Here is a 12,457-nt window from a genome sequence, read left to right on the forward strand (position 1 = left end):
GTTGCTAACCTGTGCGCAACGGGGATTTATGCTCCGCGCTGCAATGCTGTCTCAATCTGCTTAAACTCTTGTTCCAACCGTTGCTTGAGCTTATTGGGGACTGGACGATTGGGATAGGAGCTATAGTGACCCGCCAACGAGTTAAGAGCCGTCCGCATGGTGGTGAAGGACGCTAACTTGGTTACGGAAGGGTCGCGGCGATATTGCGAGGTGAATGCATTGATAAGCTGCTTTGCCTCTGCCTGGGCGGCTGATTTTTCGGGAGTGTTGTCCGGCAACTCCAGTGCAGTTCTAAGGCTGTTGACCACTGCCAATGTGTCCTGGCGGTAGTTTCCAGATAGTCCGGAGGGTGACGATGAGCAACCCATTAGACCAATCATGACGACAAAGGTTAAAGCCAGAGAAACCAGGCGAGATAAAAGTCGCTTCATAAAACCTCGATTTGTAAAGAGCGTAACGGCAGCTTGATGTAACATTTTAATACAAGTTTTAACAAAACTTGACAATTAATGGGGATCAAACTCCATTGCAATCTTACCACCGTATACTGTACTCCCTAACTTATCCTTCAGAGGGAGTCTGTGCTTCTCGGCGTTGTCGTAATTTCAACAAGATCTCGGCATGAACTTCACGGGTGATGGGATAGAAGTATGCCAAGACCAAGCCCAGGATTAGAACCACCGTTGGAATGGGACCAATCATCCAGCGAATAGCTTCAATGGCAGATTCGGGTTGTGGAGGTGGACTTTGACCGGGAGTTGCTTCAACAAAACCTGCCTGACCCAATGCTTGACCAACAATAAACAACGCCAAGAACAAACTAATTTTTTGTAGAAATACTAGGAACGCATAGAAGATTCCTTCTCGGCGTTGCCCAGTTCGTAGCTCGTCCAGCTCAATCACATCCGGCAACATCGACCAGGGCACCAGATAGGCAGTGGCAACTCCGACTCCTGCCATTGCCGCCAAGACGTATAACAGCAATGTTTGCCCCGGTTGCAGAAAAAATAGCCCTCCTTGAGCAATGATCCATAAGCTCATGCCCAAGAAATAAACGGTTCGTTTGCCCTGTCGCTTGCTCACCGCACTCCAAACAAACAGCATGACGATCGCCACTCCCTGAACTGCGAGGGCGATCGGGAAGTAAGACCCCATCTCCATCCGGTTGACCACAAAGTAAGGCAGGATCGTGGCGGTCAGTTGAAACGCTAGCCACGAACAGAGATAGATGCCAATGACATACAGAAATGGTCGGTTACTGAGAACGATTTTGATCTGTTCCAGAATGGGCAAGCTGGGTTCGGCATCAACGGTATAGCGTTCCCTCGTGCCCCACACACACCAATAAATTGGAAAGACTGACAGAATGGCGCAAACGGCTCCCAACACGACATATTCCTGAATGGGGTCAGTGACGATGTTAAAAATCACCAATCCCAGTAACAAAGACAAAATGCTGCCACCAATGGAGAAAGCAAAGCGAAAGCTGTTGAGACTGGTACGCTCGTTGTAGTCTTTGGTTAACTCAGGCGTGAGAGCGGTGTAGGGTAAGTTGACCGCTGTGAAAGCCGTGTTAAACAGAATAGAAACGAGGACGTAATACCAAAACAGCCACACCTTATTTGCAGCAGGGTCACTGGTAAATTGTGGGACAAGCCACTGCAAAAAGAAGAACAGCCCAAAGGGAATGGCTCCAAAGATCATCCAGGGACGGCGGCGACCCCAACGGGACTGAGTGCGATCGCTCATGACCCCCACAATCGGGTCATTGATGGCATCCCATACCTTACCAATCGCCAAAATATTTCCAGCCGTTCGGGGGTCTAACCCCGCCACATTGGTAAAGAAGACCATTAGAGAAAACGTCAAAATTGTGACGGTAATTCCTGAGCCTGCATCCCCTGCCCCATAGGCGAGTTTTGTACTCAAACTCAACTTTTCCGAGTCATCCGTTGAAGCAGCCACAGGAGGATTGGTCATAACTCTGACAAACGAAACCTAGACAACAGTTGTATCATTCTTTTCATCTTTAAGTATTCGTGTTGCTGCTGTCATGTCAGATCTCTACGTTTCCTGGTCAGATTATCACCACAACATTGAGCGGCTCGCTGCCAAAATTTATCAATCCGACTGGACCTTCAACCAAATTGTGTGTCTTGCCAAGGGAGGTTTGCGAGTAGGAGACATTCTCGCTCGCATCTATGATGTTCCCCTGGCGATTTTAGCCGTGTCCTCCTATGGGGGAGCCAATAACCAGGTGCGTGGCTCCATCACGTTTTCGCATGATCTGACCATGACCACCGCTAATCTGGGCAACCGAGTCTTATTAGTCGATGATTTAGTTGATTCAGGGATGTCATTAAAGCGAACCCTGACCTGGCTCGATCGCAAATATGGCTTCTATATCGATGAAATTCGCACAGCGGTGTTGTGGTACAAAGAATGCTCAATTATCGCCCCCGATTATTACGCTGATTATTTACCCGATAACCCCTGGATTCATCAGCCATTTGAGAAATATGAACAGATGACTCCGGCTGATTTAGCAGCCAGTCTCAATCAACCGTCTAACGAGGTCAGTAGTGGCGTGTAAGTCGGAACAGAGTAGTTCAGGAGAAGCCGTGCATCACGTCTCCTTTTCCTGACAAAATCATCCTGCTCTGCGACACAACCCGTGTAAGACTCTACTGGGGGTGTTTTCAATCGTCATCCTTGCCTCAAATCCTGCGGATTGGGGTTGCAATGTGTCCATTGTTAGAGGTATGCATGATGGGGCGATTTCCTTAAAGAGGAGGCTGCTTCATCTCGCTGTTTCGTGGCTCAACAAAGACACTTTCTAATTTGCAGTTGTGCAAAATGCAGCCAATCCTCTAGCGCAAGCGACCCACTTCATGTAGACTCTGCCTGACACCCGTTTTGCTTAACCCCATTTCTCCAATGCCCTCCCACCTATATCATCTGATAGCGTTTATCGTTTCTGTAGCGGTTGTCCTAGTTAGTACACCGATCGTCAGATTTATTGGTCTTAAAAGCGGCTACTTCGACCCCCCTGGTGGACGCAAGATTCACCAACGACCCATGGTTCGTCTGGGTGGAGTTTCCATTTTTTTAGGCACTGTTATCTCTCTCCTGATTGTCTGGGGGATTGGTGGGTTTGGTATATTACCGCCAGATAAGGAATATGAGATTTGGGGAGTCACCATTGGGGGATTAGCTTTCTTTCTGATTGGGTTAGCGGATGACCTGTTTAGCCTCCGGGCAATTACTCGACTATTTCTACAAGTGGTCGTTGCATCGGGAGCTTGGTGGGCGGGGGTTCACATTGATTTTCTAACCATTCCATTTGTGGGCTTAACTCAATTACCCCTGTGGATCAGCCTACCGATTACGGTGATCTGGTTGGTAGGGATGGCAAATGCCATTAACTGGATTGATGGACTAGATGGCTTAGCGGCGGGAGTTTCTGGCATCGCTGCAATGGTGATGTTAGTGGTGTGCCTGTTTATGAACCAACCTGCTGCCGGAATGATTGCGGCGGCATTAGCAGGTGGCGCATTGGGGTTCCTGCGCTATAACTTCAATCCGGCTCAAATCTTCATGGGAGATGGAGGGGCTTACTTTATCGGGTTTACCCTGGCAGGGATCGGAGTCGTCGGGCTGGTCAAGAGTGTGACGACTGTGGCAGTGTTGTTGCCTTACATCATTCTCGCAGTGCCGATCTTGGATATGTCAGCGGTGATTCTCGATCGCCTCCGTAATGGTAAATCTCCTTTTATCGCCGATAAGCGACATCTACACCATCGGCTGTTGCAAGCGGGTCTTCCCCATCGCTTTGTTGTATTGTTCATCTATTCTCTGACGCTGTGGGTGGGTAGTCTGGCTTTAGCGTTTTCGGGCATCCCCAGTGGCTTAGGATATGCGATCGGAGCTACGGTGCTGTTAAGCTATACAGGTTGGCAAGCTAGAAAGCACGCCCGTCAATAGTTCTTTGAATTTTGCAGAACCTCTTTAAATCGCAATCAAGAGCAAGCCTCTCAGTTGCTAATAAATCACCCATGAATGCATCTATTCCCAGTGCTGAGATTATTTGTGTCGGAACCGAGTTGCTGTTAGGCGAGATTTTAAACAGCAACGCTCAATTTTTGGCGCAACAGCTAGCCGAACTGGGAATTCCCCATTATTACCAGACCGTTGTGGGTGATAACCCGATGCGATTGCAGAAGGTGCTGGCGATCGCCTGCGAACGCTCCCGTCTCCTGCTGTTTACGGGCGGATTGGGTCCTACTCCCGACGATCTGACCACCGAGACTCTGGCAGATTTCTTTCAAGTGCCGTTGATTGAACGTGCCGATGTTTTAGAAGACATCACCCGCAAATTTACCCAACGGGGACGGGTCATGTCCCCCAGCAACCGCAAACAAGCCCTGATCCCTGAAGGCGCAGAAGTACTACCCAACCCAACGGGCAGTGCCCCCGGTATTATCTGGGAACCTCGCCCTGGATTGACCCTGATGACCTTTCCGGGGGTGCCCAGTGAAATGAAGACGATGTGGCAGGAAACGGCTGTGCCCTATCTCCAGATCCAGGGGTGGGGACAGGGGGTGATTGTCAGCCGCACGTTGCGATATTGGGGCATTGCGGAATCGGCTCTAGCCGAAAAGATTGCTCCCTTTTTTGAGTTGCAAAATCCCACCGTCGCACCCTACGCCGATAACGGAGGAGTGCGCTTGCGCGTGTCTGCCCGTGCCGAAACACCCGAAGCAGCCCAACAGTTGATTGAGCCTGTGCAGCAACAACTTCAGCAGGTGAGCGGAGCCGACTTTTATGGAATGGATAGCGACACCCTGGCGATCGCGGTGGGTCGGTTATTGCTGGCGGCAAACCAGACCGTCTCAGTGGCGGAATCCTGCACGGGTGGTGGATTGGGGCATCTGCTCACGGCAGTACCGGGAAGCTCTGCCTATTTTTGGGGCGGAATTATCTCCTATGACAATCAGGTCAAGGTGAATTTGCTGGGCGTTAACACCGACGATCTGGCAGAACATGGAGCCGTCAGTGATGTTGTCGCCAAACAAATGGCAGCAGGCGTGCGCGATCGCCTCAACACCACCTGGGGACTAAGCATCACCGGCATTGCGGGACCCGATGGCGGTAGCGACGAAAAGCCTGTTGGCCTGGTCTACATCGGCATTGCTGGACCGGATGAGTCTGTGGAAAGTGTGATGTACCGATTTGGCACAAACCGGGGTCGCGATTTTGTCCGTTGGTTGAGTGCTTGTAGTGCCTTGGATTTGTTGCGACGCAACCTGTTGAGCAACCGAAGGGTTGCTTAGGACGGGGTGCAGGGGTGAAACCGCTGACTGGGGCGCAGCCCCACTAACTGTCTCGCCACTAACTATCTCGACAGTTGCTATAGCGTTATTTTTTGGACTTGAGGGGGGCGCGTCCGTTGTAAGGAGTGTCATCAGAAATACGAGAGGGTAGGCGGGGAGCCACGCCCACCGTATCAGAACTGGAGCGAGCGATCGGTAAGGTGAAATGGAACTGACTACCGCGATCGCGCCCATCCGACTCTGCCCAAATCTGCCCCCCCAATCCCACGACGATCTGGCGACAGATTGCCAACCCCAGCCCTGTTCCACCCGTCGTGCGGCGCAGTGCTCCTTCTTCCTGGTAGAAGCGATCGAACACCGTCTCCAAGCGATTCGGTTCAATGCCGCGTCCTGTATCAGCGATCGTGACTTCCATCATGCGGCTGCTATTTAAATTGGTCAGGTTCGCATCGATCGTCACTCGTCCCTGCGGCTCTGTAAACTTGCAAGCATTGTCCAGCAATCGAGATAACACTTCGACCAACCATTCCCCGTCTGCCTCGACCAACGGCAAATCAAGCGACACTTGAGAGGTCACCTGGGGCAACGGGGTATCAGAGCGGCGAGCTTGTAAACTACTCAATGCTAGTTCGACACACTCATCCAGGGATAAGGGTTCCACGTGCCACTCGACCCGACCACTTTCCAATCGCGAAAGGGTCAGGAAGTCGCGGATTAGCGTCCGCATTCGCTCAGCATCGGCTAAAGCGGTACTCAGCATGACCTGACGCAACTCCGGAGACATATCAGGCTCGCTGGCGAGGCTTTCGAGGCAGACCTGAATGGTTGACAGTGGCGTCCGCAGTTCATGCCCAGTGATGGCGATCAAATTGCTGCGAGTCCGTTCCAGGGCTTCGAGTTGCTGATTGAGATCCTCCAGATTGGCGTAAGCCTCGGCTTGAATCACCGCAACCCCCAACTGAGTGGCGATCGCATCCACCATCCCAATTTCGTCATCTGACCAGGGGTGGGCCGTTGCCTGACAGTGATGTAGCTCGACCATCCCCAGCAATCGCCCCTGATAAACCACAGGCACCATCAACCAGGAACGAATCTGCCCTTGTTCGATCACGCCCTTAAGGGCAGTCAAATCAAAGCGTTTTTCGGTATCAGTGTTAGAGATGGCAATCGGTTCCTGCGATTGCACCACGCTTTGAAATAGAGGATTATTTTGCAACGACCAGGATTGCCCCTGAAGTGAAGCGATCGCGCTACTTTTTCGCGACTCGTAGGTAATCGTGGTGCTGCTATCGGTGGCTTTGCAGCGATAGAGAATGCAGCGGCATACCTGCATGGCTTGCCCTAGCTCTTGCACGGCTACCTTAAAGATTTCCTCTGGGTTGAGCGATCGCCGAATGGCAGCGGTGATCGAGTTGACCAATCGTTCTTTGCGTTCCTTAGCGGCGATCGAACGGTAGGCTTTGAGGAGTTTGTATTGTCCCGCCTGGAGATGGGTTACCAACCGTTGAGCAAACGGGTCAGGATCAATCTCCTGCTTCTGAGAAGGGATGGTTGTTAAAAATTCTGCCTTCGCCTGCTCGATTTTATCCGCCAGATCCGGTCGATAGAGCAAGATTCGATCTAACAGCAATTCTGCCGCTCGACAACTGACCTGTCGGTCAAACGTCCAGATGCCTTCAAAGCGACGAGTCTGATCCATTCCCATCGGCTCAGATTCCGTCTCTTTAGCCGTTTTGAGCCGTTCCCGACAGATCAGACAAGTAGCATATTGTTTACCCAGAACGACCAAATGCCACTCCTGGCTGAGTTGATCACCCGGCTCAAAAGCGATCGTCTCATAGTGGTCTGAGCCATTCATAAAGCTGGTTTCCGGAGCCGCCAGGACGTAGACCTGGGAGGTTAGCTCCGAAATTCGCAGGTAACGATGTGCCTCCTGGCGATAAAACCGCTCTCGTTGAAAGCTGGCAATCACCAGGGGCTGTTCGCCAACCGCCAAAACTTGATCTTCCATGGCGTGAGACAACGCCGTTAAGGAAGATTTGAAGTAAAGCTGAGGTCGCAAATGAGGCAGGCTTTGCAGTAGCTCTTCCAGGATGGAAGTGGAAATGCTCATTCGACCTCAATTCCTTTTGGCGTGAAGTGACTCGTCACAAACGTTAGCAATCGTCTCACCGAACTTGCTGAAGTGCTCTCTAGTCCACTATATATTTTCTGCCAAAAGGGGAGGGTTGAGGCAACACTACTTCAGAGATGCTGCATTTTATGGCTAAAAGATTACGAAATTGAAACAGTTTCAGACGTTTTAGGGTGGAGGAGAGGTTTACCTTCGCAATAGTCGGGCACCGGAGCATTTAACAGCGTCAGGATGGTAGGAGCCAGATCGGTCAGATGACCCTGCTGCGCTAGACCTGCATTTGCCTCAATGCCGGGTCCTTTTGCCATGAGGAAGCCGACAGGTTTGTGTCCGCCCGTGTTGCAGTAAGGCACCGGACCGATACGTCCAAATTCAGGGCTATCCACCACATCAATGGGGCGATCGCGCCATTCCACAATCAGATCGGCAACGGGCAAGCCAGGTTCAGAGTCCATCGCTGTCTGACGAGTGCGGACGACGCGCACTACCATCGGTTCACCCGTACGGGCATCCTTGAGCTGATAGAGCTTTTGTGTCAGGTCTTCACAGAGCGCGTCATACTCAGCCGGATCGACAATGCCATGAGCTTCCCGTCCTTTAACGTTGATCCGCACATGCCCATCCGAGAAATTGGGCAGCGCGAACGCCTTCATCTTTGACCAGAGTGGGCGATACCACAGCGTTGGTTGCCAGAACAGCGAGGGATATTGTTTGAGCAGTTGATAGGGGGAAATCAGGCTGGGGGCATTAGACTTCCACACCTGGTCGAATTTGTCCTGATACTTACCGGGCAACCATTGTCGAATGAATCGCTTCAATGGATTGCGATCGTAGCGACGTTGCCACACCTCACCTGCCCAGCTTTGTCGCTTGGGGTTGCTGACCGGGGGAGGAGGTGGTGTGCCTGCGTTTCCTTTCATCAAGGCAAATTGCCCAGGAAAGCTGTAGCGGTAGAGAAACTCTGGCAAAAAGACCATTGTAGGAATATCAGTGGAGTTTGCCCCCATCCCATCAACCGAGAAGACCAAAACGTAAGCATCTTCTGGAGCTTGAGCCGCAATTTCCCCAACGGCGTGATCGATCGCCTCATAGACTTCCAACAGTGGATCACCTTCAAACACATCTTTGGGGCGATAGGGATGGAGCGGGTGGTCGGGCTGGCTAATGTACCAGAAGTCGTGGCTGGCATAGTGTGCTTCATCAATCACCGTGAGAAACAGATCCCACTGATCCTGCTTCATCATGTCGCGGCACATCTCAAGCTGACGTTTGATGCCTGCATGAACCGTCTTGTGCAAATACCGCAGGTTATTCTTATCCCAAAAACAACCGTACTCCTTGTAAATGGGTAGCTTACCGTATTGCTGATAAAGCTGTTCCAACAACTCTGGGGGGCGAGAGCGACGTACCCCCACCTGAGGTCCATTGACCTGCTCAGACATGGGAATTTGGGGAGTTCTCAAAACAGCTACTTTGTATGCTTCCCCCAGCGCATAAAAAGGTGGATGGCGATCGAAGTCGTAGACCCCCTCTTCGCCTACATCATAGGTGGTTTGATTAAAGGCTAATCGTCCCCAATACCCAGTTTTTTGAGGAGAGCAACCCGTCAAAAACGTCGTCCATTGCATTTCTTCGGGCGTGCTGCCGTAGGTCAATTGCCCATATGTCCCCTGCGATCGCAGCGCGTTCAAATTCTTAAGATGTCCCTGAGCCATCCAGCTTTCTAGCAACTCTGGGTGAACGGTGTCGATTCCAATGGCGATAACAGGACGCTTCATGCATTTCCTCCGGGGAGTCAAACCTGGTTAAGATGGTTGCCTTTAATGTATATACTGCACCTTTTCGATGGTAGAGATCCCGATCCAATTCGGCTATTACCTCAAATCATCTTCATCGGTTCTTTTTAGAGAACCCATCTTCAGAATAACTGCATGAAGTTTCCGTGAAATCTTGACCAGAGTGCGTAGGATAAGAACGTCAGGGTTTTCGCGGATGGAATGGGTTTGATATACCAGAGGAGTGGATCGGGATTACCTCCCATGACCACTTCCAGGAAATTCAATGGTTCAATGCTATTTCCAAACCTTATCTGGGAATATCAACACTAAAATAGCGTCAGTTCGGTTTAAGAGCCCGGCGAATGAATTCGCGGCTACTAAAGCGAAGTCCGCCGACGCGGACTCCGGAAAATGCAGGATTTGACGAACCGACGCAGGTCGGTCTTGCCCCGATAGCGGCGGTTTTAACCGCCGAAATCCTGATCCCGAATTCACGTTAAATAGCGTTACGATTGGCAAGGGCAGTGTGACTGGCGCAGGAGGAAATGCTGGATGTCTGAGTGGAAGCTAAATACACCCGTCGCGATGCTGATCTTTAAGCGTCCCCAAACGACGGAAAAGGTGTTTGAAGCCGTCCGGCAAGCCAAGCCCCCCAAGTTACTTGTTGTCAGCAATACCCTGAGTAAAACCCCCGATGAGCCGCTCGAAGAAAAGTGTGCCGCGACCCGTGCCATTATCGAGCGCGTGGATTGGGATTGTGAGGTGCTGAAGAACTACGCTGACACCTACATGGGTTGCAAGCAGCGGATTTATAGCGGCTTAGATTGGGTGTTTCAACAGGTCGATCGCGCCATTGTCTTAGAGGATGACTGTATCCCCCACCCCACTTTCTGGCGGTTTTGTGATGAGTTGCTCGATCGCTACCAGGACGACGATCGCATCGCCGCTATCACCGGAGACAACTTCCAACTGGGGCGCAGACGCACCCCCGACAGCTATTACTTCTCTCGCTACACCCATTTCTGGGGATGGGCAACCTGGCGACGCGCCTGGAAAAACTACGATGTCAACATGAGTCGCTGGACTGAACTGCGCGATCAGGGTTGGCTGGAGCAGTATCTGGGCGAACCGGAAGCCGCTGAGTGGTGGAAGGACACCTTCCAGCGAACCTACGATGAAAAGGTCGATACCTGGGATTGGCAGTGGATTCTCTCGTGCTGGGTGAATAACGGCTTGACAATCGTTCCCAACGTCAATCTGGTGTCTAACATTGGCTTCAATGCCGGGGCAACCCACACGGGAGATGCTAGCGATTGGCGAGCCAATATGGAGACGCAGGCGATCCAGTTTCCCCTGAAACACCCGACTACCGTAACTCGTCATGCGGAAGCCGATCGCTTTGAGCAGCACGAATACTACAACTTCTTGACTAACCAACGGAAGCTGGAATATCGGCTGAAACGACGGTTTCGAGTGGCAAAACGGGCATTACAAGACCAGCTTAAATCAGTCTTTGCAACTCACTAACGTTCAGATTCCCGAAATCTTGAAGATTCCGAGAATCTCAAGATTGCAGTATAGTACAGGTGACCTATGCTATTTTTACGGCACTATAGGGAAAGATTCATCTGAGCTATCATGACTACCGCCGTGTTGCCCCCTTCTCACTTTCAATCTCTAGAACAAGCCCTCCAGCATTTCTTTGGGTACGATCGCTTCCGTCAGGGGCAACAAGAGGTGATCGAAGCGGCTTTAGAGAACCAGGATTTGCTGGTGGTGATGCCGACAGGACGGGGCAAGTCCCTTTGCTTCCAGTTACCTGCCCTGTTGAAACCGGGGATCACAGTCGTCGTCTCTCCCCTGATCGCGTTGATGCAGGATCAGGTGGAAGCTCTGCAAGCCAGAGGGATCGGCGCAACCTTCTTAAATAGCAGCCTCAAGGTAGCGGAGGTACGTCAACGCGAAGCGGCTATTCTCAAGGGGCAGATCAAGCTCCTGTATGTGGCTCCAGAACGGTTGATGGCAGAGAGGTTTCAGCCATTTTTAGAGCGCATTCATGCGGAAATTGGCATCGCTACGTTTGCGATTGATGAGGCACATTGTCTGTCGGAATGGGGACACGACTTTCGCCCGGAATACCGCCAATTGAAAGAGTTACGGCGACGTTATCCCGATGTGCCGTTTTTGGCGTTAACGGCTACTGCCACCGAGCGGGTACGACAGGATATTATTCATCAACTCCAGTTGCGATCGCCCGTCGTTCACGTTGCCAGTTTCAACCGCCAAAACCTCTACTACGAAGTTCGCCCCAAACACCGCTACGCCTACAAAGACCTGCTGAAGCTGATTTGCCAGAGTGAGGGAGCAGGTATTGTCTATTGCCTCAGCCGCAAAAAAGTGGATGAGATCACCTATCGTTTGCAGGAAGATGGGGTTGAAGCGTTGCCCTATCACGCTGGGTTGAGCGATGCCGAGCGCACCCTGAACCAGACTCGCTTTATTCAGGGTGAGGTGCGGGTGATGGTGGCGACGATCGCCTTTGGTATGGGCATCGACAAACCTGATATCCGCTTTGTCATTCACTTTGATCTGCCCCGCAACATGGAGGGCTATTACCAGGAGTGCGGGCGAGCAGGACGGGACGGACAATCCAGTGCTTGCACCCTGTTTTTTAGCTATGGCGATATCAAAACTATCGAGTACCTGATTGCTCAAAAAGTTCACCCAATCACAGGTGACCCACTACAGGAAGAACAGCAGATTGCCCGTCAACAACTGCGCCAGGTGCTCGATTATGCCGAAGGACTGGACTGCCGTCGCATCATTCAACTGGGCTACTTTGGTGAGCGGTTTGAAGGACACTGTGGCAACTGCGATAACTGCCTCAACCCCAAACCTGTAGAGGATTGGACGATTGAGGCACAAAAGTTTCTCTCCTGTGTTGCCCGCTGTGAGCAACGGTTTGGCATGAAGTACATCATTGATGTGCTGCGGGGGTCAAAAGACCAGCGCATCTTCAAGAATGGGCATCATCGCCTTTCGACCTACGGCATTGGTCGCGACCAAAGTACGGAGGAATGGCGCATCCTGGGGCGATCGCTCCTGCATCAAGGGTTCCTGGAGGAAACCGATGACGGTTACTCTGTGCTCAAACTCAACGCCGAAAGCTGGCAAATCATGCGAAAACAGCGATCGGTCTACGTGGCGATGCC

General features: G+C 51.6%; 9 protein-coding genes and 1 pseudogene. 6 read left to right on the forward strand and 4 right to left on the reverse strand.

What is annotated here, in order from left to right:
- Positions 1–26: 26 nt before the first annotated feature.
- Positions 27–431 carry a photosystem II protein Psb27 gene (gene psb27, locus H6G89_RS02825; protein ID WP_190503742.1) on the reverse strand — a complete coding sequence of 135 codons (405 nt, stop codon included), beginning with the start codon at positions 429–431 and terminating at the stop codon, positions 27–29.
- 130 nt (positions 432–561) lie between these two features.
- Positions 562–1,980 carry an MFS transporter gene (locus tag H6G89_RS02830; RefSeq protein ID WP_190503743.1) on the reverse strand — a complete coding sequence of 473 codons (1,419 nt, stop codon included), beginning with the start codon at positions 1,978–1,980 and terminating at the stop codon, positions 562–564.
- Between the two features lie 73 nt (positions 1,981–2,053).
- Between H6G89_RS02830 and H6G89_RS02835 the strand changes: the two genes are divergently transcribed.
- From H6G89_RS02835 to H6G89_RS02845, 3 genes are all read left to right on the forward strand, one after another.
- Entirely contained in the window at positions 2,054–2,593 is a 540-nt protein-coding gene (locus H6G89_RS02835; RefSeq protein ID WP_190503744.1) for a phosphoribosyltransferase, read from the forward strand.
- Positions 2,594–2,937: 344 nt separating this feature from the next.
- Complete coding sequence (locus H6G89_RS02840) at positions 2,938–3,984, forward strand: glycosyltransferase family 4 protein (RefSeq protein WP_190503745.1); 1,047 nt, start codon at positions 2,938–2,940, stop codon at positions 3,982–3,984.
- A 71-nt stretch (positions 3,985–4,055) separates the two neighbouring features.
- Positions 4,056–5,333 carry a competence/damage-inducible protein A gene (locus H6G89_RS02845; RefSeq protein WP_190503746.1) on the forward strand — a complete coding sequence of 426 codons (1,278 nt, stop codon included), beginning with the start codon at positions 4,056–4,058 and terminating at the stop codon, positions 5,331–5,333.
- A gap of 85 nt (positions 5,334–5,418) precedes the next feature.
- Here the strand turns inward: H6G89_RS02845 and H6G89_RS02850 are convergent, their stop codons facing one another.
- Together H6G89_RS02850 and H6G89_RS02855 are read right to left on the reverse strand one after the other, a co-directional pair.
- Positions 5,419–7,446, reverse strand: a complete 2,028-nt coding sequence (locus tag H6G89_RS02850) for a DICT sensory domain-containing protein (RefSeq protein WP_190503747.1) — start codon at positions 7,444–7,446, stop codon at positions 5,419–5,421.
- A 161-nt stretch (positions 7,447–7,607) separates the two neighbouring features.
- Positions 7,608–9,245 carry an alkaline phosphatase family protein gene (locus H6G89_RS02855; protein ID WP_190503748.1) on the reverse strand — a complete coding sequence of 546 codons (1,638 nt, stop codon included), beginning with the start codon at positions 9,243–9,245 and terminating at the stop codon, positions 7,608–7,610.
- A gap of 362 nt (positions 9,246–9,607) precedes the next feature.
- On the opposite strand from H6G89_RS02855, the gene H6G89_RS02860 reads away from it, so the two are divergent.
- The 3 genes and pseudogenes from H6G89_RS02860 to recQ form a co-directional block, all read left to right on the forward strand.
- Positions 9,608–9,745 carry a hypothetical protein gene (locus tag H6G89_RS02860; RefSeq protein ID WP_190503749.1) on the forward strand — a complete coding sequence of 46 codons (138 nt, stop codon included), beginning with the start codon at positions 9,608–9,610 and terminating at the stop codon, positions 9,743–9,745.
- 52 nt (positions 9,746–9,797) lie between these two features.
- Complete coding sequence (locus H6G89_RS02865) at positions 9,798–10,772, forward strand: glycosyltransferase family 2 protein (protein WP_190503750.1); 975 nt, start codon at positions 9,798–9,800, stop codon at positions 10,770–10,772.
- A 111-nt stretch (positions 10,773–10,883) separates the two neighbouring features.
- A pseudogene (gene recQ / locus H6G89_RS02870) lies at positions 10,884–12,455 on the forward strand (DNA helicase RecQ); the annotation flags it as partial.
- Positions 12,456–12,457: the final 2 nt, after the last annotated feature.

Source organism: Oscillatoria sp. FACHB-1407, from assembly GCF_014697545.1.
In the GTDB taxonomy this organism is placed as follows: domain Bacteria; phylum Cyanobacteriota; class Cyanobacteriia; order Elainellales; family Elainellaceae; genus FACHB-1407.

What these genes read in the sequence shown, in the direction of transcription:
- psb27 (WP_190503742.1), bottom strand. Translation starts at nt 431, where the DNA reads ATGAAGCGACTTTTATCTCGCCTGGTTTCTCTGGCTTTAACCTTTGTC.
- H6G89_RS02830 (WP_190503743.1), bottom strand. Translation starts at nt 1,980, where the DNA reads ATGACCAATCCTCCTGTGGCTGCTTCAACGGATGACTCGGAAAAGTTG.
- H6G89_RS02835 (WP_190503744.1), top strand. Translation starts at nt 2,054, where the DNA reads ATGTCAGATCTCTACGTTTCCTGGTCAGATTATCACCACAACATTGAG.
- H6G89_RS02840 (WP_190503745.1), top strand. Translation starts at nt 2,938, where the DNA reads ATGCCCTCCCACCTATATCATCTGATAGCGTTTATCGTTTCTGTAGCG.
- H6G89_RS02845 (WP_190503746.1), top strand. Translation starts at nt 4,056, where the DNA reads ATGAATGCATCTATTCCCAGTGCTGAGATTATTTGTGTCGGAACCGAG.
- H6G89_RS02850 (WP_190503747.1), bottom strand. Translation starts at nt 7,446, where the DNA reads ATGAGCATTTCCACTTCCATCCTGGAAGAGCTACTGCAAAGCCTGCCT.
- H6G89_RS02855 (WP_190503748.1), bottom strand. Translation starts at nt 9,245, where the DNA reads ATGAAGCGTCCTGTTATCGCCATTGGAATCGACACCGTTCACCCAGAG.
- H6G89_RS02860 (WP_190503749.1), top strand. Translation starts at nt 9,608, where the DNA reads ATGAATTCGCGGCTACTAAAGCGAAGTCCGCCGACGCGGACTCCGGAA.
- H6G89_RS02865 (WP_190503750.1), top strand. Translation starts at nt 9,798, where the DNA reads ATGTCTGAGTGGAAGCTAAATACACCCGTCGCGATGCTGATCTTTAAG.